We start from the raw sequence: 18,725 nt of genomic DNA, 5'->3' as shown, positions 1-18,725 counted from the left end.
TTGCGGTAGCGGCCATAAGGCCGTATGCGCGCGCGCATGAACAGCAAGCACGCTCCCGATCCCGCGCTCCTCGCGAAGGCAGAAACCCTTGTCGAGGCGCTGCCCTATATGCAGCGATATGCCGGCAAGACCTTCGTCGTCAAATATGGCGGCCATGCGATGGGCGACCCCGAAGCGGCGCGCGATTTCGCCGAGGATGTCGTGCTGATGAAGGCGGTGGGCATCAATGTCGTCGTCGTCCATGGCGGCGGGCCGCAGATCGGCGCGATGCTCAAGAAGCTGGGCGTCGAATCGCAGTTCATCGGCGGTCTGCGCGTGACCGACGCCGAAACCGCCAAGATCGCCGAAATGGTGCTGGCCGGTTCCATCAACAAGGAAATCGTTGCCTGGATCGCTGGTGCGGGTGGCCGTGCTGTCGGCATTTCGGGCAAGGACGGGGGCCTGGTCCTGTGCGAGAAGGTCGCGGGCAAGCGCGAGGCGGACCCCAATTCGGGGATCGAGCGCAATGTCGACCTGGGCTTCGTCGGCGATCCGGTGGCGGTCGATCGCCGTATCCTGGATACGCTGGCGCAGGCTGGCATCATTCCGGTGGTCGCGCCGGTGGGGATCGGCATCGATGGCCATACCTATAATGTGAATGCGGACACGATGGCGGGTGCGATCGCGGCGGAGCTGAAGGCGTCGCGCTTCTTCCTGCTGACCGATGTGGCGGGCGTGCTGGACAAGCAGGGCCAGTTGCTGAGCGACCTGGACCCGGCCGCGATCGAGATATTGCAGAATGACGGCACGATCAGCGGCGGCATGATCCCCAAGCTGGAAACCTGCGTCCGCGCGGTCGAAGGCGGGGTGGACGCCGCCGTCATCCTGGACGGCCGGGTGCCGCATGCGATGCTGCTGGAAATCTTTACCGATCAGGGTGCCGGTACGCTGGTGCGGAAATAAGGGCTGCATATGACGCTGACCGCGCTGATCGTTCCGACCTATATCCAGATGCTGGGTTCGCTGTCGGGCTGGCTGGACAAGGCGCAGGGGCAATTGTCCGCCGCCGACGCCGAGGTGTTGCTGTCGGCGCGGCTGGCGCCCGACATGTATCCGTTGGCGACGCAAATCCGCTTCGCCTGCGTGCAGGCGCATGAGGCGGTGCATCGATTGCAGGGCAAGGCGTTTCCCGCCTATCTGGACGCGCTGTTGAACGAAGGGCGCGATGCGGGGGAGTATCCCGGATCGATCGCGACGGCGAAGGCGCGGATCGATGAGGCCGTCGCCTTGCTGCAAAGCCTGTCGGGCGATGCGCTGGACGGGGCTGCCGGTACGGCGATCGCGCATGCGCTGCCCAACGGCATCATCCTGGACCTGACCGCGGAAGAATATGCGCGGGACTGGACGCTGTCCCAATTCTATTTCCATGTCATGACCGCTTATGCGATCCTGCGCGCGCAGGGCGTGTCGCTGGGCAAGGCGGATTATGTCGCGCATATGTTCGGCCATATCCGTCCCGGTACGATGCCGACGGGCTGACCTGTCGTTGGTAGAATAAGCGTGCGTCGGATGCTTGTCCCGGCGGCGCCCCACCGCTAGATACAGCATCACATTCGCGGCAGCGCAGCATGGAAGGCCGGTAGCTTGTTCGAATTTCTCAACGCCCTGAACGGCATCGTCTATATCGTGCTGGAAGCGATCTGGTGGATCATCATCGTGCAGGCGGTGCTGAGCTGGCTGATCGTGTTCAACGTGATCAACACCTCCAACGAATATGTCCGCAACGGCCTCTATGCGCTCGATCGGATGACCGAGCCGCTCTATCGCCCCGTGCGCAAGTTCATGCCGGATCTGGGCGCGCTGGATCTGGCGCCGATGGTGGTGCTGCTGGCGATCATCATCCTGCAAGGGCCGGTGCGTGAGAATCTGTTCGCGGCGCTGATGCGGGCGGTGGCCTGAGCGCTGTCTGGCCTGAACGCTGTCTGGAGTGCGGGTGGTGACGACCTGCTGCTGAGTGTCCGGTTGACGCCGGGATCGGCGAAAGAGGCTGTCGGCGGTGACTGGACCGATGCGCAGGGTACGCGATGGCTGTCCGCTCGCGTGCGGGCGGTGCCCGAAAAAGGCAGGGCCAATGATGCGCTGATCGCGTTGCTGGCGAAACGGCTGGATTGGCCGCGCAGCGCGATTTTGCTGGAATCGGGCGATACCAACCGGCTAAAGCGGTTGCGGATTATCGGCGGCGGCGGGGCACAGGCGCGCCTGACCGCCCTTATTGCAACATGGGTAGAACAGACATGACCATCGGCAAGATCATCGACGGCAAGGCCTTTGCCGCAACCCTGCGCGACAAGGTGGCCGACGGCGTCGCCGGCTTCGTCGAGGCGACGGGTCGCAAGCCGGGGCTGGCGGTTGTGCTGGTGGGCGAAGATCCGGCGAGCAGCGTCTATGTCCGGTCCAAGGGCAAGATGACGGTCGCTGTCGGCATGGAAAGCTTCGAGTTCAAGCGCCCGGACAGCATCGGCGAAGAGGATCTGCTCGACCTGATCGAGGAGTTGAACCAGGACGAGCGGGTCGACGGCATCTTGGTTCAGCTGCCGCTGCCCAAGCATATCGATGAGGCCGCCGTGATCGGGGCGATCGACCCGGCCAAGGATGTCGATGGCTTCCATGTCGTCAATTCGGGGCTGTTGGCGACGGGGCAGGAGGCGCTGGTGCCCTGCACGCCGCTGGGCTGCATCATGCTGTTGAAGGATGAACTGGGCGACCTGTCGGGGCTGGAAGCCGTGGTGGTGGGCCGGTCGAACATCGTCGGCAAGCCGATGGCGCAGCTGTTGCTGGCCGAAAGCGCGACGGTGACGATCGCGCACAGCCGTACCCGCGACCTGGCCAGCGTCGTGCATCGCGCCGACATCGTCGTCGCTGCCGTGGGTCGCGCCGAAATGGTGAAGGGCGAATGGATCAAGCCGGGCGCGACGGTGATCGACGTCGGCATCAACCGCATCGCCGATGGCGAGGATGGCAAGAGCCGGATCGTGGGCGATGTCGCTACCGCCGAAGCGCTGGCCCATGTCCGCGCCATCACCCCGGTGCCGGGCGGCGTCGGGCCGATGACCATCGCCGTGCTGCTGCGCAACACGCTGGTCGCGGCGCATGCGCGCGCTGGCCTGGCCAAGCCGGCGGACCTGTGAAGGCGCGGCGGACGCTGCTGATTTTCGGTGCGGCGATGTTGATCGCCGCGCCCGTTTCCGCGCGCCCACCACTGCGCTTCCAGCCCGATCCCAGCAGCGTGATCGCGGCGGAGATCGCCTTCAACCGGCTGGCGCAGGACAAGGGGCAATGGACCGCCTTCGCCCAGACCGCCGCAGACGACGCCGTGATGTTCGTGCCGCAGAAGGTGGTGGCGAAGGATTGGCTGAGGAAACAGGCCAACCCGGCGGCATCGGTCAGCTGGGCACCGTCCATCGTCTATGTGTCGTGCGGTGGCGATCTGGCCGCCAGCACCGGCAATTGGAAGCGGCCGGACGGATCGGTCGGCTATTTCACGACCATCTGGCGGCGCGACAAGAAGGGGCGCTGGCAGTGGATCATGGACCATGGCGACACGCTGAGCGTCGCGCGGGAGGCGCCGGAGTTTCTGACCGGCAAGGTCGCGACCTGCAAGCGGTCGGAGAGCGCGCCGATAGCGTCGCCGCCCGCTGGCAAACCCAAGAAGGGCGATGCGCCTCCACCGCCGCCCGACGAAAGCCTGGTCTGGAGCGCCGATGTGGCGACCGACGGCAGCCGCCATGTCAGCGTGCGGATGTGGACGGGCAATGATTATCAAACCGTGATCGACGATAGAGTGAAGGCCGGATCATGATCGAACTGTTCATTTCCGCGTTCATCACGCTGTTCGTGGTGATCGACCCGCCGGGCTGCGCGCCCATCTATGCCAGCCTGACCACGGGCGCCAATGCGGTGCAGCGGCGCGCGATGGCGATCCGGGCCGTCTGCATCGCCGCCGCGATCCTGTTCGTGTTCGCCCTGTGGGGCAAGCAGCTGCTCGGCACGCTGGGCATCGCGCTCGACAGTTTCCGCATCGCGGGCGGCATCATGCTGTTCCTGATCGCGATGGACATGGTGTTCGAGAAGCGGACCGAACGGCGCGAGGACCGGGCGCAGAAGATCGCCGAAACGCCGGAGGTGGAGGATGTCTCCGTGTTCCCGATGGCGATGCCGATGATTGCCGGGCCGGGATCGATCGCGACGGTCATGCTGCTGATGTCGCGCGCCGATGGCATGGCGCAGCGCATGGTGGTGCTGGGCGCGATGCTGGTGACGTTGTTGCTGATGCTGGGGTCGCTGCTGGCGGCGGGGCCGCTGATGGCGCTGCTGGGGCGCAAGATCGAGGCGGTGATTACCCGGCTGCTGGGCGTGCTGCTGGCGGCGCTGGCGGCGCAGTTCGTGATCGACGGGTTGAAGGCGAGTTTTTGATGGGGTGGGCCTAGCGCTCGTTTCACTCGCCCCCACCCCAACCCCTCCCCTGAAGGGGAGGGGCTAATCAAGGAGCATTACCCCTTCACATCGGCTTCCGTTACCGGGGCGATCTTGATTTCGACGCGGCGGTTGGCGGCCTTGCCTTCTTCGGTCGCGTTGGATGCGATCGGCTGCGTCTCGCCAAAGCCGCGGGTGCCGATGCGGGCGGACTGGACGCCCTTGCTCACCAGATAGGTAGCGACCGACTGGGCGCGGCGTTCGGACAGGGTCTGGTTATAGGCGTCGGCGCCATCGCTGTCGGTATGGCCGTACACGTCGATATAGGTTTTGGGATATTGCGACAGAACCGAGGCGACGTCGTTCAGCGTCGGCTGGAATTGCGGCTGAACGTCCGACTTATTGTAGGCGAAGGTGATGCCCGAGGGCATGCGCAGCAGCAGATTGTCGCCGTCGCGAATCACGTCCACGCCGCTGCCGGCGGTTTCTTCGCGCAGCTTGCGTTCCTGGGCGTCCATATAGGCGCCGATGCCCGCGCCAGCGACCGCGCCGATGCCCGCGCCCAGAATCTTCTCCGTACGGTCGTTGCGGCCGCCGACCAGATCGCCCAGCAGATAGCCGCCCAGCGCGCCGCCGATGCCGCCGATCGCCGCCTTCGATATGCTGCGCTGACCGGTTTCGGGGTCGGTGGTGCAGGCGGTGGTGGCGAGCATGGCGGCCAGGCTGGCAGCGCCGATGATGTGGTGAGAAATCCTCATGGTCCTGTTCCCTTGTCTTTTCGTCCGTTCGGGGCCGAATCTAACCCTTAATGGCCGAACGAAAGCGTTTGTTCCACATGCGAACTGAACCGATGATGATGGCGATGTTGTGAAATTGAAAGAATAGCGGTTATAGGAGGTAGTTGACCACCATGGCCACGATCCCCCCCCTCAATCCGACGCCCTTCCCATGGGCAGACCTTGTCATCATCCTGGCGCTTGTTGCGCTCAATGGTGTCTTTGCCATGTCTGAACTGGCCATCGTATCGGCGCGCAAGCCGCGCTTGCAGGCGATGGAGAAGGCGGGGCGTAGCGGGGCGAAGGCTGCACTGGCGCTGGCGGCCGATCCTGGGCGGTTCCTGTCCACGGTGCAGATCGGCATTACCCTGATCGGCATCGGCACGGGCGCCTATTCGGGTGCCAGCCTGGGCGGGCCGGTGGGCGAACGCATGCAGATGCTGGGCCTGGCGCCCAATCTGGCGGAAAATGCCGGTTTCGCGCTGGTGATCGGCCTGACCACCTATGCGTCGCTGATCGTGGGCGAATTGGTGCCCAAGCAGTTCGCGCTGCGCGCGCCGGAGCCGATCGCGGTGTTGGTCGCCGTGCCGATGCAATGGCTGGCGAAGCTGACCGCCCCGATCGTGTGGATATTGGACGGGTCGAGCAGCCTGATCTTCAAGCTGTTGCGACTGGACCGCGAATCGGAAAGCCATGTCACCGCCGAAGAGCTGCACCTGATCGTCGCCGAGGCAAGCAAGTCCGGCGTGATCGAGGAAAGCGAGCGGGCGATCATTTCGGGCGTCGTGCGGCTGGCCGACCGGCCGGTGCGCGAGGTGATGACGCAGCGCATGGATGTCGACTGGATCGATATCGCCGCCGACGAAGCCACCATCCGCAGCCGCTTGCTGGAAACGCCGCACACCCGCCTGCCGGTGGGGCGCGGGTCGGTGGAGGATATTATCGGCATCGTCCAGGCGCGCGACATCATGACCGCGCTGTTCCGGGGCGAGGCGCTCAATCTGGAAAGCCTGATGCGCCGGGCGGAGGTCGTGCCCGATCAGGTCGATGCAATGGACGCGCTGGAAGTGTTGCGCCGGTCCGACGTGCCGATGGTGATGGTGCATGACGAATATGGCCATTTCGAAGGGATCGTGACCCCGGCGGATCTGCTGTCGGCGATCGCCGGCCATTTCGCGTCGGACCGCGACGCCTATGACGAGCCGGACATGGTCGAGCGGGAGGATGGCAGCCTGCTGGTGTCGGGGCAGATGCCGATCGACCAGCTGGCCGAGCGGATCGGCATCGACCTGTCGGAGGACCGCGACTATGCGACCGTGGCGGGCCATGCGCTGTGGCTGATGCGGCGATTGCCGGAGGTCGGCGACTATATCGACGATCAGGGATGGCGATTCGAAATCGTCGACATGGACGGGCGCAAGATCGACAAGCTGCTGGTGGCGGAGCGGTAATAGCAAGATGCCATGATATGAATCGTTCCCCGGCACAGGCCGGGGAACGGACAAGCCAATGCTGGTTCGTGTAAGGCTTGGCGGGAGTGACGCCGCTCTGAGCCAATTCCATGCCGCCAAAAAAGTCTAGCGTGAAGGCCGTGGGGCCTTTCGAAGATTCTAAAGCGTCTTCACCCAGAATTGCATGGCGTGGTCGCTGGCGGCCTCTTCGCCCGGTTCCTTCCAGTTGAAATGGCCGATCAGGCCATCGACGGGCGCATAGCCGCGTTTGTGCCAGAAGGAGTCGAGCGGGCTGTAGTCCGCAGGGCGGGCCGGGTGGTCGGTGGGGCGGATCACGGCGCAGAAGCTGGCCATGGCAAAGCCCAGTTCGCGGGCCTTGGCTTCGCGGCGGTCGAAAAAGGCGTGGCCGACGCCATGGCCGCGCCATTGCGGCAGCAGCACCGATTCCCCGAAATAATAGATATTGCCGATGTCCATGCCGCGCGCGCGGAAGGGTTCGGCGAAGGCGGCGGCGTGATCGGCCATGGGGGCGGCGGTGGCGGCGCCGACCAGCTGTTCGCGCCCGTCCACCTGCGCGAAGGCGCCGGCGATCAGCGCGCCCGGACTTTCCGCATAGGCGGTCAGATAGCCGCGCTCATAGCCGCCGCTGCCTTCGTAGAGATAGGGATAGTCGCGGAAGACGGCGATGCGCAGTTGCGCCAATGAATCGAGCGCGGCAACCAGTGCCGCGCCCGTCAGATCGCGTATCTCGATCGAATGAGAAATCGCTGCTTACTCGCTGGCGTTGGCGGCGTTTTCGGCCGGGGCGGCAGCATTGGCTGCGTTGCCGGCTTCGGCGGCATTCGCGCCTTCCGCAGCGGCCGGGGCCGCATCGGCGGCCGGCAGGGGCAGGTTGGAACCCTGCGTATTCAGCCAGGCGATGAGGTTGGCGCGATCGGCCGGATTGCCGAGGCCGGCGAAGGTCATCTTGGTGCCGGGGGCAAATTCGCGCGGGCTTTTCAGCCAGTGATCCAGCGCTTCGAAGGTCCAGCTGCCGCCCTTGCCCTTGAGTGCTTCGGAGAAGGCGAAGCCGGCCTTGCCATGGCCGATTTCCTCACCGACCGTGGCGTAGAGATTGGGACCGATGCCGTTGGCGCCGCCCTGGTTGACGGTGTGGCAGGCGGCGCATTTGGCGAAGACCTTCTCACCGGCGGCGACGTCCGCGCTGGCGAGCAGGGTGTTGAGGCCGGGGCCGCTGGCCGCGCCGGCTTCACCCTCTGCTTCGACGCCTTCGATGGCATAGCCCATCTTTTCGGGCCGTTCTTCGTGGAAAATCTTGGAGCTTACGATCGCGCCGCCTAGCGCTACGATCCCTGCAAACAACGCCCAACCCGCTGCGGTATTGAAACGATCGCTCATCTCGCCAGACTTCCCTTGCCTTATTGTTATGGCGGCTGTCTTCCGCGCCCCCTCTTGTGGGTTGCCATAATGGGGGATACGCGCAGGCGCAAGCCGGGTTCATCCCTATTGTCATGGAAGGGTGTGCCAATACTTGCGCGGGGACGGGGGAAATCCTAAGCGCGCAGCCAATCATGGAAAATTATCCCGCCCCCGCCCGCGCGATCGTCGCCGACCTTGCCGCCAAGGCCGCGATCGATCCGACCCGCGCCGTCGCCTATCAGGGCGCGCCCGGCGCCAATTCGCATCTGGCGGCGCTCGGCTACGCCCCCGATTGCGTGCCGCTGCCCTGTTTCGCGTTCGAAGATGCGATCGACGCGGTGCGCAGCGGCCTGGCGGCGCGGGCGATCATCCCGATCGAAAACAGCCTGCACGGGCGCGTGGCGGACATGCATTTCCTGCTGCCCGAATCGGGCCTGTCGATCATCGACGAATATTTTCTGCGCATCCGCCATTGCCTGATGGCGCCGGACAACAGCCCGGTGAAGAGCGCGATCAGCCATCCGCAGGCGCTGGGCCAGTGCCGCCATTATCTGCGCGAGCGGGGCATCCAGCCGGTCGCCTATGCCGACACGGCGGGCGCGGCGGCGCTGGTGGCGGAGACGCGCACGCCCGGCGAAGGGGCGATCGCGCCCTATCTGGCGGCGGAGCTTTATGGCCTGCGCCTGATTGCCGAGAATATCGAGGATAGCGACGACAATATGACGCGCTTCCTGGTGCTGGCGCGCGATCCCAAGCTGCCGACCGCCAATGTCGGGCCGGTCATGACGACATTCCTGTTCGAAGTGAAGAATATCCCGGCCGCGCTCTACAAGGCGATGGGCGGCTTTGCGACCAACGGGGTCAACATGACCAAGCTGGAAAGCTATCAGCGCGGGGCGAGTTTCGCCGCGACCGAATTCTTCTGCGATATCGAGGGGATGCCGGGCGACCCGGCGGTCGACCGCGCGCTGGCGGAGCTGGAATTCCATACGAAATGGGTACGGCAGCTGGGCAGCTATCGGCAGGCGCGACCGCGGACCTGATATGTCCGTTCCCCGGCGAAGGCCGGGGTCCAGAGTGTGATTTGCGGGCTTCTTCTTCTTTCGCAGTGGCGTAACCGCGCCTATAGCCCCTGCCATGGTCGCAGCCATCATCCTGTCCGCTCTTGCGATGAGTGCCATTGTCGGCGGGCGCTATCTGTTGGCGAGCGGGGGTTTTGCGCTGGCGACGCGGATCAAACAGCCGGGCCTGTATCGCGGGCTGGAAAAGCAGATGGGGCGGGAGATCGGCTGGTCGCTGCTGTCCGCGCTGATCTATGGCGTGCCGGCGGGCGTGGTCGCCTGGGGCTGGCAGGCGCGGGGATGGACGCGCATCTATGAGGATGTTGGCGATTATCCGCTCTGGTGGTTGCCGGTGTCGCTGCTGCTCTATCTCGCGCTGCATGACACCTGGTTTTACTGGACGCATCGTTGGATGCACCGGCCGCGCCTGTTTCGTGTCGCCCATGCGGTGCATCATGCCAGCCGGCCGCCGACGGCGTGGGCGGCGATGAGTTTCCATCCCTGGGAGGCACTGACCGGGGCGTTCGTGATTCCCGTGCTGGTGCTGCTGATCCCGATCCATGTCGGCGTGCTGGGCGCTGTGCTGACGATCATGACCGTCATGGGGGTGAGCAATCATATGGGGTGGGAGATGTTCCCGCGCTGGATGGTGCGCGGGCCGCTGGGTGGGTGGCTGATCACCGCGACCCATCATCAGCGGCATCATGATCAGTATAATTGCAATTACGGGCTTTATTTCCGCGTCTGGGACCGGCTGTGCGGCACCGATAAAGGTCTGGGCGATTTCAGGAAGGGGCGCGGGTGAAGGCTGGATTTTGGGTGCCTGTGGTGGCGCTGGCAGGGTTGACGGCGGCGGCGCCGGCGGGGCAGTCGCAGCCGATCGGCATGACGCTGGACGGGCTGCGATCGGCCAAGGGGCAGATATTGGTGTGCGTGACCCGCACGGCGGCCTTCTTTCCCGACTGCACCAAGGATCCGGAGAAGCGCCATTTCGCCGTGCCGGTGAAAAACGGGCCGATCCCGCTCGGCGCGCTGGCGCCGGGCGACTATGCCATCGCGATCATCCATGACGAAAATGGCAATGGGAAGCTGGATACTTTTGCCGGCATTCCGCGCGAGGGCGTGGGTTTCTCCCGCAATCCTGTGCTGCGCTTTGGCGCGCCCAGCTTCAAATCGGCCAGTTTTCCGGTCGTGGGCGCGCCGGTGGAGCAGGCGATCACGCTGAAATATTTCCTGTGATGCGCCGCCGTCTTGTGGGGCGGGGGAACCGCTAAGCCCCTCGAAACATTCTAGGCCCTGAACGCATCTTCATAAACAGGGCTATTATGGATCATTTCCGCTGCCGATTGGCCGCGACATTCGTCGTGGCCCAACTGCTTGTCGCGCCCGCCATGGCGCAGGAAGAGGAGCAGCATAGCACGCTGACCATCGGCGCCGGGATCGCCGCCATCCCCAGCTATGAAGGGTCCGACGATTATCGTGTGATGCCGTTGGTGCAGGCACGCGGCAAGGTGCATGATTTCGCCTTCTGGACGCGCGGCACGGCGCTCTATGTCGATGCCATTCCCGATCCGACCGGTACGGGCGTCGATTTCGAACTGGGGCCGGTGGTCAACGTCCGGCTGGACCGCACGAGCCGCAAGGCGATCCGCGACGATGCCGTGCGCGCGCTGGGCAAGCGCGACGTGGCGGTGGAGGTCGGCGGCTTCGTCGGCGTCGGCAAGACCGGGGTGATTACCAGCGATTATGACAATCTGTCGGCGCGCGTGGCGGTGACCAAGGATGTCGCGGGCGCGCATGGCAGCTATGTCGTGACGCCCACGATCGAATATTTCACGCCCTTGTCGCTGACGACGTTCGTGGGCGCTTCGGTGTCGGCGGAATATGTCGGCAAGAAATATGGCCGCTATTATTTCGACATCACGCCGCAGGAGAGCCTGGCTAGCGGGCTGGACGTCTATAACCGCGCTGGCGGATCGGGCTTCAAGCGGCTGAACGTCAACCTTTCCGCCGGCAAGGCGCTGTCGGGTGATCTGCGCAAGGGTTGGGCGATATTCGGCGTGGCCGGTTATTCCCGTGTTCTGGGCAAATATGCGGATTCGCCGATCGTCGCGGACGCCGGATCGCGCAACCAGTTCGTCGGCGCACTGGGTATCGGCTACACCTTCTGACGCTTTCCTGCCCTTTCGTCTTGTCCGCAAGGGGTGACGCCCCACATAAGGCGCGGTATGACGGCGGTGAATGACCGCATTGGCAGGAGATTATAAGCGTGGCGACCCTGGGATTGAGCGAGGCTGACAAGGCGGCCGTGGAGGCGTTTCGCCAGGATGTGGTCGAGCCTTCGCGCACGAGCCTGGTGATCGTCGATTTCTGGGCCGAATGGTGCGGGCCGTGCAAGCAACTGACCCCGGTGATCGAGAAGGTGTGCGCCGAATATGCGCCCAAGGGCGTGAAGCTGGTCAAGGTCAATGTCGACGAAAATGGCTTTATCGCCAGCCAGTTCCGGGTGCAGTCGATCCCGACCGTCTATGCAGTGTTCCAGGGCCAGCCGGTCGCCGACCTGAGCCAGGCGCGCACCGAAGGGCAGTTGAAGCAATATCTGGATCAGCTGCTGTCGCAATTGCCGATCGAATCCGATGAGAAGGCGCAGTTGCAGGAAATCGCACCGCTGATCGCCATGGGTGAGGAAGTGCTGGCGGCCGGCGATGCCAAGCGCGCCTTGTCGGTATTCGGTCAGCTGGCCGAGATGGTGCCCGACAATGTCGAGGTGGTGTCCGGCCTGGCGCGGGCGCTGGTGGCGCTGGGCCAGCTGGACGAGGCGGAAGCGGTGCTGGCCGCGCTGCCCGCCGATGTCGCGAAGAATGTCGCGATCGACCAGGCGCGTGCCGCGATCGCACTGGCGCGCGACGTCAAGCCGGTGGCCGACCTGTCGGGCGTGCAGGCGCGAGTGGACGCCGATGGCGACGATCATGAGGCGCGGTTCGAGCTGGCCGGCGGCTTGATGGCCAATGGCGATCGCGACGGCGCGGCCGAAGCGCTGCTGGAGATCGTGCGGCGCGACCGGGCGTGGAATGACGGTGCGGCGCGGGCGCAATTGCTGACCATATTCGATGCCGTGGGTCTGGAAGATCCGTGGGTGTCGGCGCAGCGGCGCAAGCTGTCGCAGATCCTGTTTTCGTAACGCGCATGCCCGTCGCCCGCGTCTCCATCTTTCCTCTGTCCGGCGCACTGCTGTTGCCGGGCATGGACCTGCCGCTGCATATTTTCGAGCCGCGGTATCGGGCGTTGATTCATGACGTCATGGCGCGCGATCGGCGGATCGGGATGATCCAGCCGCGCGGGGTCGGTCCGGTGCCGACCTTGTTCGATGTCGGATGCCTGGGCCATGTCAGCCAGATCGAGGCGTTGGACGACGGGCGGTTCAACATCGTGCTGACGGGCCTTGCCCGGTTCCGCGTGGTGCGGGAATTGACGGTATCCACTCAGTTCCGCCAGATCGAGGCGGATGTCGAGCAGGCGCCACAGGAAGACGAGGTGCTGCACGCGGTCGAGCGGGCGGCGCTGGAACAGGAATCGCGCCGTTTCGCCGATTCGCTAGGTTATGTGGTGGATTGGACGGCGGTGTCGCGGCTGGACGATACGGCGCTGGTCAACGGCATCGCGCAGATCGTGCCGTTCGATCCGGCGGCCAAGCAGACATTGCTGGAGGCCGATAGCTTGTCCGAGCGGGCGGACCGGATCATCCAGTTGATGCAGATCGTCGGCCGGATAGAGCGCGATGGTAGCGCGACGATGCAATGAGCGATGTTGCCGTGAACGATGGCGCGCCCATCGACCCTTGGCTGCTGAACAAGCTGGTCTGCCCGGTCACGCGCACGCCGCTGCGCTGGGACGCGGCGCGGGGGGCGTTGTTGTCCGACGCGGCGGGGCTGGCCTTTCCGGTGCGCGATGGCGTGCCGGTGCTGGTGGTGCGGGAAGCCGCGCCGATTTGACCGGTGCTATCGCTTGGCCTGCGGGTCTGATATCATCGGGCCATGGTTGAGAGACTGGCCTTGTCGATGTTGATGATATTCGCCGCGCCGGCTATGATGGCCGCCACGGCGCCGTCCGCGCCGCCAGCCGTCGCTGCGCCGCCTGCCGCTGCACCGCCCGCCGCTGCACCGCCCGCCGCTGCACCGCCCGCCGCTGCACCGCCCGCGATCGCCCCAACCGTGTCGGACAGCAGGGGCCTGTCCTGTACCGCCGATGACCGGTCGGTGAGGGAGATCGTGATCGACTTTACCGGCGGGCGCTGGCGCGACGCCGGTGGCGACTGGAACAAGATCGCCGCGCAGGACGATGCGACCATCACGCTGGTCAAGCAGGGCGGCGGGATGATCAGCAGCATATTGAGCGATACGCGCCGGGTCGAGCGGCTGGATCGGACGACGCTGATCCTATCGACGCAATTGCATGCCGGCCTGATCGACGAAACGCGGTCCTATCGTTGCAAGATCGTTCCGCCTTTCAACGCCAAGCGGCAGATATAGACGAATATTTCCCGCTGCCGCGGCCTATTGTCATGCTGTGAACCTTCGGCAGGCTCGGAGCAGGCTTGATCTGGCTTCTGTTTCCTTGGATCGACTGAAACCAAGGCAGCGGGACCCCGGATCAAGTCCGGGGTGACGACTGTGTAAAGCGCAGCGTTTATTTGAAGGCGGCGATACATTCCACTTCGAGCGGGGCGCCGAGCGCCAGTCCGTCCGCGCCGAAAGCGCTGCGGGTGGGGAGGCGCTTGCCTTCGAAATAGGGGAGATAGGCGGCGTTGAAGCGCGGCCAGTCTGCCATGTCGTCCAGCATCACCGTGCATTTGACGGCGCTGCCATAGTCGAGGCCATTGTCCTTCAGGATCTTGCCGATCGAATCCATCGCGCCCCGGACGGCTGCGTCGAACCCTTCCTTATGCTTGTCCATGCCTTCGGGCACCTGGCCGATCTGGCCCGACATGAACAGGATATCGCCCACGCGTATCGAAGGGGAGAAGGGCAGCTTTGCCGGCAAAGGCTGCGGCGCCGCAGCGGGCTGGGCGAAAGCGGGTGTGGCGGCCAGCAACAGGGCAGTGGCGAGAAGGCGCTTCATAAGTCTCTCCGTACAGGATCAGGCGCGCGGGAGCGCGGCGAGCAGGCGGTCCACATCACCCATATCGTTGAAGACCGACGGGGCGATGCGGAAATGATGGTCGTGGAGTGAAATGCGCACCTGTGCCTTGGCCATAGGCTCGCTCAGACGGGTCTTGGCCTGGGGGTGCAGGGCGGTCAGGATCGGGGCCGGTGTGCCGGGAGGGGTGATGATGGTGTAGCCCTTGGCCTTTATGCCGTCGCGTAGCGGGGCAATCAGGCTTTGGGCGTGGGTCTGGATCGCCGGGACGCCGAGCGCGCCGATATAGTCGAGGCCATGGTCGATCGCCGGGATAACCGATTGGGCATAGGTACCGGTGCCGAAATGGCCGAGCGTTCCGGGGCGGACGCTGTAGCTGACCGGTGCGGTGCCGGGCGGGTCCATGGGATAGATGTGGGTTTCCGGCGGCGACAGGGTGATGCCGGGCGGCGCGTCGGGCGCGGCGAAACCATAATAGCCGAAGTCCGCTAGCGGCAGATTGTCCAGCACGCCGCGTCGGGCGTAAAGGAAGCCCAGCCCGAAATCGCCCATCAGCCATTTATAGGTGGCGCAGGCGGCGAAATCGACGGCGCTGCCGTGAAGGTCTACGGGCACGGCGCCGGCCGCATGGATGATGTCGGCATAGACCAGCGCACCGGCGGCATGGGCCAGATCGCACACGGCCTTCAGGTCATACTGGAAGCCATTATAGGTCGAGACGAGCGAGAGGCTGACCAGTTTCGTACCGGGCGTGATGGCCTTGGCCATATCCTCCATATGGATGCGGCCGTCGCGGGCCTGCACCCAGGCGACGTCCACGCCCTGTTTCGCCAGCTCCTGATACATGGGGAAACCGGCGTAGAAATGGAGCGTGTCGGTGACGACGCGGCCCTTGCTGTGCGGAAAGCCGAGTGCGCGCAGGATCGCCTGTTCGCCCATGGTGGTGGATTGGACCCAGGTGACTTCGTCCGGATCGGCATTCACCAGTCGGGCGAATTTGGCGAGGGTGGCGGCGCGATCGACGGGCTTGCGCGCGGCGGCGGCGGGATCGAGCGTGCGGGCGGCGACATAGGCGTCCATCGCCGCGCGCGCGCCCAGGCTGATCGGGTGGGTGGAGGCATTGTCGAGATAGGCTATGGGGGTGGGCGCGAAACTGCGCTTGTCCGGCAGGCTGGGCGTGGTGCTGGCCGCGCGGGTGCCCTGCGTCGCCAGCGGAACGGCGATCGCTGCGCCCAGCGCCTGCCGACGGGACAGTGTCATGCCATGACCTTGGCGAAGGCGATCTTGAACGCCTGCATTTCCGCCGGGGTGCCGAAGGAGACGCGGACCCAGTCGTCCATATGTTTGCGCGGGCCGCCGATGAAGATGTTCTGCGCGGCGAGCGCCGCCGTCACCGCCGCGCCGGGGCGACCGACATGGATCATCGCGAAGCTGCCTTCGCTCGGCAGATAGCGGATGCCGCGCCGGTCGAGCCAGGCGAAGAGATCGTCGCGCACCGCCTTGTTATAGGCCTTGCGATCCGGCAGCAATTTGGGGTCGAGCAGGCTGGCTTCGGCCGCGACGACGGCGGGCATGGGCGTGATGTTGACGCCATAATCGGCCATGCCGTCGAGCAGATCCTGCCGTCCGGCGATGAGGCCGCAGCGCAGGCCGGCCAGCCCATAGATTTTCGAGAAGGTCCGCGCGACCAGCACGTCCGCGCCCTTCGCCACCAGATCGAGGCAGGATGGTGCGTCGCTGAAATGGATATAGGCTTCGTCGATCAGCAGCACCGATCCGGCAGGTTTGTTGGCGAGCAGCCATTCGATGTCGGCGCGGGGCGTGACGAGGCCGGTCGGATTGTTGGGATTGCAGATATAATAGACGCCGGCATTGGGCGCGGCGGCGAGCATCTGGCGCAGGTCGCCGCGGAAATCGCCCGACAATGGGATTGGGACGGCGCCGGTGACGACCTTGTTCCCCTTGCCCACGAATCCGCTGTCGAACGTCGGTTCGAAAAAGGCGATCGGCCGGTCCTGCGACGAATAGGTCAGGGCCACTGAACGCAGCGTCATGAAGGAGCCGGGATGGACCTGCACCTCCTCCGGCTTCAGGCCATTCTGCCGGGCGAGCAGCCGTTCCAGCTGCGCGGCGAAGGCCATGCCATAGCGGCTGGACAGCCTGTCGAGGCCGCTCAATGCTTCCAATGCGGCGGAGCAGGGGCCGAGCGGATTTTCGTTGCTGTTGATATAGACCGCGTCGGTCAGCGTCGCCACCATGGCGGCTGGATCGTCGGGCAGGGCGACCTTTCGCCCGCGCTGGGCAAGGGCGGGGGCGGCGCTGGCCGCACCAGCAGCGGCGATCGCGCCACGCATGAGCATGCGGCGGGAAAGGCTGGCGCCGGTCATTCTTCGCTTCCCTGTGCGGCGATGCGCTTCACATCGATTTCGCTGACGGGTTCGGGATAGCTGTTGTCGAAATGGGTGCGGACATAGCCGACGACCGATGCGACCTGCGCCGGGGTGAGCATTTCGGAGAACCAGGGCATGCCGCCCTGACCCTTCATGACCACGGTGATCGGATAATTGGCGTCGGCCAGCTTGGCATTATGGGCCAGCGCCGGAACGGTGCCGTCGGGCGAACCCTGCGCCTTGTCCAGATGGCAGGCGGCGCAGATCTGATTATAGACCTGCTCGCCATCCGGCAGGGCGATCTTGACCGGGCGGCCGCCGGGCGAATCCGCCATGGCGGGCGCGGCGGCCAGCGCAGTGAGCGCGGCCAGGCGCAGCAGGGGGCCACGCATCAGGCGGCCTGCGCTCGTTCGTGAATCTGGGTGATGGCGTCGATACCCGACAGGATCGACCCTTCCATCCAGCCGCCATAATAGCTGGCATGTTCGCCGGCCAGAACCACCCGGTTATCGAGCGTGACGAGATTTTTATAATGCGCCTTGCGGTTCTCATCGCTCCAGGCGGAGGTGCAGCCCAGGATCCAGGGCACGCGGCTCCAGGGCACGGACACGCCGTTCAGATATTCCTTGCGATATTGGGGATGGAAGACTTCGCCCTGTTTCAATGCGGTTTCGATACGCTGTTGCGGCGTCATGCTGGCCAGCTGGAAGCCGGCCAGGTCGCGGGCGAAGGCACCCAGCAGCACGGCTGGCCCTTGCCCGAACATCTTGTCATTGGGGTAGGATAGCTGGGTAATGGTCTGGTCGGTGAAGCTGTGACCGCCATAGATATTGTCGTCTTCTTCCCAGAAGCGACGCTTGAATTCCATGCCGATCTTTACATGGCCGCCATAGGGCACGGCCTTCATCGCGGCTTTCAGTGCCGGGGATACCTGCATATCGACCTGGCTGATGATCGACAGCGGGATGGTGCAGACGCACCAGTCGGCGCTGACATCGTGCATCTGGCCGGTGGCGACATCTTTGTAGCTGACGGTCACGCCCTTGTCCGATTGGGCGACCTTCGTGGCCTTGGCGTTATAGGTGACGATCTTGCCGATCTTCCTGGCGAAGGCCTTGCCGATCATGTCCATGCCGCCGACCGGCTGGAACATGGTCGTTTGCATGACATAGCTGAAATAGAAGGACATGGCGGTCCAGACCTGCGGGTCGAGCACATCCTGCAGCTTGGCGATCTGCGAGGGGGTGGGTGCGCCGTTGCGGCCACCACCGGGCGCCTGATCATAGCCGCGTTGGGCGGATACTTTGAGGCTGCTGGTATAGGCCAGATTCTTGTCCAGCACGCCCCAGCCGCGCAGCGCCTCCATCAGCTTTTCCTGATCTTGCGCGGTCAGCTTGTCGTCCAGCGCCTTGGCACTGATCGCCTTGGCCAGCAGTTCGGACGTGTGGCCCTTAAAGTCGGTCGCGACCTCCTTGTAGCGCATCGGCTTGCCGCCGAAGGCCTCGGTCGAATGGATGAAGCCATTATGGTTGAGCTGGATGAAGGGCTCCAGCGCGACGCCGAACTGACGGCAATAATGGAGCAGCGCCTTGTGATGGTGCGGGATGCGCCAGGGACCGGGATTGATGTAGTTGCCGGCCGCGAACTGCACCTTCTGCACCGTGCCGTCGCTTTCGGTGAATGTATCGCCACCGCGCAGCGAATAGTTGCGGCCGCCGGGGCGATCTTGAAATTCCAGGATCTTGACCGAATAGCCCGCCTTTTGCAGCTCAAAGGCGGCTGCCATGCCGGCAAGGCCCGCGCCCAGGATGACGACCGAGGCACCCGGCTTCGCGCCGCTCAGCACCGGAGGCCCGCTGAACTGGGTTTCGGCGGCGTGACCCAGCGCGGTCATCGCCTGATACATGGCCGCGGCGCCACCGACCTTGCCGATCATGGTCAAAAGGTCACGGCGGCTGGGTGCTGTAGAATCTGTCATGCTGGCTTCCCGTCTGGACGGGCGAGTGTGGTGCGGCAGGGGTCTCGCCCCCAATTCCCTGC

The 18,725-nt window shown here is 64.8% G+C and carries 24 protein-coding genes; 16 read left to right on the top strand and 8 right to left on the bottom strand.

The window, feature by feature from the left end; genetic code table 11:
- Positions 1 to 24 precede the first annotated feature (24 nt).
- From argB to F4U95_RS10435, 7 genes are all read left to right on the top strand, one after another.
- Complete coding sequence (argB, locus tag F4U95_RS10465) at positions 25 to 942, top strand: acetylglutamate kinase (RefSeq protein ID WP_120250872.1); 918 nt, start codon at positions 25 to 27, stop codon at positions 940 to 942.
- A 9-nt stretch (positions 943 to 951) separates the two neighbouring features.
- Positions 952 to 1,518, top strand: a complete 567-nt coding sequence (locus tag F4U95_RS10460) for a DUF1993 domain-containing protein (protein WP_150425622.1) — start codon at positions 952 to 954, stop codon at positions 1,516 to 1,518.
- 105 nt (positions 1,519 to 1,623) lie between these two features.
- Positions 1,624 to 1,938 carry a YggT family protein gene (locus F4U95_RS10455; RefSeq protein WP_120250870.1) on the top strand — a complete coding sequence of 105 codons (315 nt, stop codon included), beginning with the start codon at positions 1,624 to 1,626 and terminating at the stop codon, positions 1,936 to 1,938.
- Positions 1,939 to 1,950: 12 nt separating this feature from the next.
- Positions 1,951 to 2,277, top strand: a complete 327-nt coding sequence (locus tag F4U95_RS10450; protein ID WP_150425621.1) for a DUF167 domain-containing protein — start codon at positions 1,951 to 1,953, stop codon at positions 2,275 to 2,277.
- Positions 2,274 to 3,167, top strand: a complete 894-nt coding sequence (folD, locus tag F4U95_RS10445) for a bifunctional methylenetetrahydrofolate dehydrogenase/methenyltetrahydrofolate cyclohydrolase FolD (RefSeq protein ID WP_150425620.1) — start codon at positions 2,274 to 2,276, stop codon at positions 3,165 to 3,167. The genes F4U95_RS10450 and folD overlap by 4 nt, the downstream gene beginning before the upstream one ends.
- The gene (locus tag F4U95_RS10440; protein WP_170267486.1) at positions 3,164 to 3,838 is read left to right on the top strand and encodes a YybH family protein; all 675 of its coding nucleotides are present in this window, start codon (positions 3,164 to 3,166) and stop codon (positions 3,836 to 3,838) included. Before folD ends, F4U95_RS10440 begins: the two co-directional genes overlap by 4 nt.
- Positions 3,835 to 4,452 (top strand): MarC family protein, encoded by a 618-nt coding sequence (locus F4U95_RS10435; RefSeq protein ID WP_120250867.1) that lies wholly within the window; start codon positions 3,835 to 3,837, stop codon positions 4,450 to 4,452. The genes F4U95_RS10440 and F4U95_RS10435 overlap by 4 nt, the downstream gene beginning before the upstream one ends.
- A gap of 77 nt (positions 4,453 to 4,529) precedes the next feature.
- Here F4U95_RS10435 and F4U95_RS10430 read toward each other — a convergent pair whose 3' ends face one another.
- Positions 4,530 to 5,210, bottom strand: coding sequence for a YiaD family glycine zipper/OmpA-like lipoprotein (locus F4U95_RS10430; RefSeq protein WP_150425619.1), 681 nt, complete (start codon positions 5,208 to 5,210; stop codon positions 4,530 to 4,532).
- Between the two features lie 152 nt (positions 5,211 to 5,362).
- Here F4U95_RS10430 and F4U95_RS10425 point away from each other — a divergent pair, with 152 nt between their 5' ends.
- A complete protein-coding gene (locus F4U95_RS10425) occupies positions 5,363 to 6,679 on the top strand; it encodes a hemolysin family protein (protein WP_120252169.1) in 1,317 nt (438 codons plus the stop codon).
- 159 nt (positions 6,680 to 6,838) lie between these two features.
- On the opposite strand, the gene F4U95_RS10420 is transcribed toward F4U95_RS10425, so the two are convergent.
- Positions 6,839 to 7,417: a GNAT family N-acetyltransferase gene (locus F4U95_RS10420; protein ID WP_150425618.1), complete on the bottom strand. Its 579-nt coding sequence runs from the start codon at positions 7,415 to 7,417 to the stop codon at positions 6,839 to 6,841.
- A gap of 33 nt (positions 7,418 to 7,450) precedes the next feature.
- A complete protein-coding gene (locus tag F4U95_RS10415; RefSeq protein WP_120250864.1) occupies positions 7,451 to 8,077 on the bottom strand; it encodes a c-type cytochrome in 627 nt (208 codons plus the stop codon).
- A gap of 173 nt (positions 8,078 to 8,250) precedes the next feature.
- On the opposite strand from F4U95_RS10415, the gene F4U95_RS10410 reads away from it, so the two are divergent.
- The 8 genes from F4U95_RS10410 to F4U95_RS24905 all read left to right on the top strand — a co-directional run bounded on the left by F4U95_RS10410 (position 8,251) and on the right by F4U95_RS24905 (position 13,688).
- Positions 8,251 to 9,141, top strand: coding sequence for a prephenate dehydratase (locus tag F4U95_RS10410; RefSeq protein ID WP_120250863.1), 891 nt, complete (start codon positions 8,251 to 8,253; stop codon positions 9,139 to 9,141).
- A gap of 94 nt (positions 9,142 to 9,235) precedes the next feature.
- Positions 9,236 to 9,964: a sterol desaturase family protein gene (locus F4U95_RS10405; protein WP_150425617.1), complete on the top strand. Its 729-nt coding sequence runs from the start codon at positions 9,236 to 9,238 to the stop codon at positions 9,962 to 9,964.
- Positions 9,965 to 10,044: 80 nt separating this feature from the next.
- Positions 10,045 to 10,398: a DUF2141 domain-containing protein gene (locus F4U95_RS10400; protein ID WP_150425652.1), complete on the top strand. Its 354-nt coding sequence runs from the start codon at positions 10,045 to 10,047 to the stop codon at positions 10,396 to 10,398.
- A gap of 107 nt (positions 10,399 to 10,505) precedes the next feature.
- The gene (locus F4U95_RS10395; RefSeq protein ID WP_246171554.1) at positions 10,506 to 11,330 is read left to right on the top strand and encodes a MipA/OmpV family protein; all 825 of its coding nucleotides are present in this window, start codon (positions 10,506 to 10,508) and stop codon (positions 11,328 to 11,330) included.
- 98 nt (positions 11,331 to 11,428) lie between these two features.
- Entirely contained in the window at positions 11,429 to 12,340 is a 912-nt protein-coding gene (locus tag F4U95_RS10390) for a tetratricopeptide repeat protein (RefSeq protein ID WP_150425615.1), read from the top strand.
- Between the two features lie 5 nt (positions 12,341 to 12,345).
- Positions 12,346 to 12,960 (top strand): LON peptidase substrate-binding domain-containing protein, encoded by a 615-nt coding sequence (locus F4U95_RS10385; protein ID WP_150425651.1) that lies wholly within the window; start codon positions 12,346 to 12,348, stop codon positions 12,958 to 12,960.
- Positions 12,957 to 13,151 carry a Trm112 family protein gene (locus tag F4U95_RS10380; protein ID WP_150425614.1) on the top strand — a complete coding sequence of 65 codons (195 nt, stop codon included), beginning with the start codon at positions 12,957 to 12,959 and terminating at the stop codon, positions 13,149 to 13,151. The genes F4U95_RS10385 and F4U95_RS10380 overlap by 4 nt, the downstream gene beginning before the upstream one ends.
- Before the next feature lie 42 nt (positions 13,152 to 13,193).
- Positions 13,194 to 13,688 carry a hypothetical protein gene (locus F4U95_RS24905; protein WP_150425613.1) on the top strand — a complete coding sequence of 165 codons (495 nt, stop codon included), beginning with the start codon at positions 13,194 to 13,196 and terminating at the stop codon, positions 13,686 to 13,688.
- 157 nt (positions 13,689 to 13,845) lie between these two features.
- On the opposite strand, the gene F4U95_RS10370 is transcribed toward F4U95_RS24905, so the two are convergent.
- The 5 genes from F4U95_RS10370 to F4U95_RS10350 are packed head-to-tail and all read right to left on the bottom strand — an operon-like array spanning position 13,846 to position 18,663.
- A complete protein-coding gene (locus tag F4U95_RS10370; RefSeq protein ID WP_150425612.1) occupies positions 13,846 to 14,277 on the bottom strand; it encodes a RidA family protein in 432 nt (143 codons plus the stop codon).
- Positions 14,278 to 14,295: 18 nt separating this feature from the next.
- Positions 14,296 to 15,555, bottom strand: coding sequence for an aminotransferase class V-fold PLP-dependent enzyme (locus F4U95_RS10365; protein WP_150425611.1), 1,260 nt, complete (start codon positions 15,553 to 15,555; stop codon positions 14,296 to 14,298).
- On the bottom strand, positions 15,552 to 16,682 hold the full coding sequence (locus F4U95_RS10360; RefSeq protein WP_150425610.1) for an aminotransferase class I/II-fold pyridoxal phosphate-dependent enzyme: 1,131 nt from the start codon (positions 16,680 to 16,682) through the stop codon (positions 15,552 to 15,554). Before F4U95_RS10360 ends, F4U95_RS10365 begins: the two co-directional genes overlap by 4 nt.
- Positions 16,679 to 17,077, bottom strand: a complete 399-nt coding sequence (locus F4U95_RS10355; protein ID WP_120250853.1) for a c-type cytochrome — start codon at positions 17,075 to 17,077, stop codon at positions 16,679 to 16,681. Before F4U95_RS10355 ends, F4U95_RS10360 begins: the two co-directional genes overlap by 4 nt.
- Positions 17,077 to 18,663: a flavin monoamine oxidase family protein gene (locus F4U95_RS10350; protein WP_150425609.1), complete on the bottom strand. Its 1,587-nt coding sequence runs from the start codon at positions 18,661 to 18,663 to the stop codon at positions 17,077 to 17,079. Before F4U95_RS10350 ends, F4U95_RS10355 begins: the two co-directional genes overlap by 1 nt.
- Between the last annotated feature and the right edge of the window lie 62 nt (positions 18,664 to 18,725).

The organism is Sphingobium limneticum, assembly GCF_008710165.1.
Classification (GTDB): domain Bacteria; phylum Pseudomonadota; class Alphaproteobacteria; order Sphingomonadales; family Sphingomonadaceae; genus Sphingobium; species Sphingobium limneticum.
Note: the sequence above shows the minus strand (reverse complement) of the source record. Positions and strands in the feature narration are given on the sequence as shown.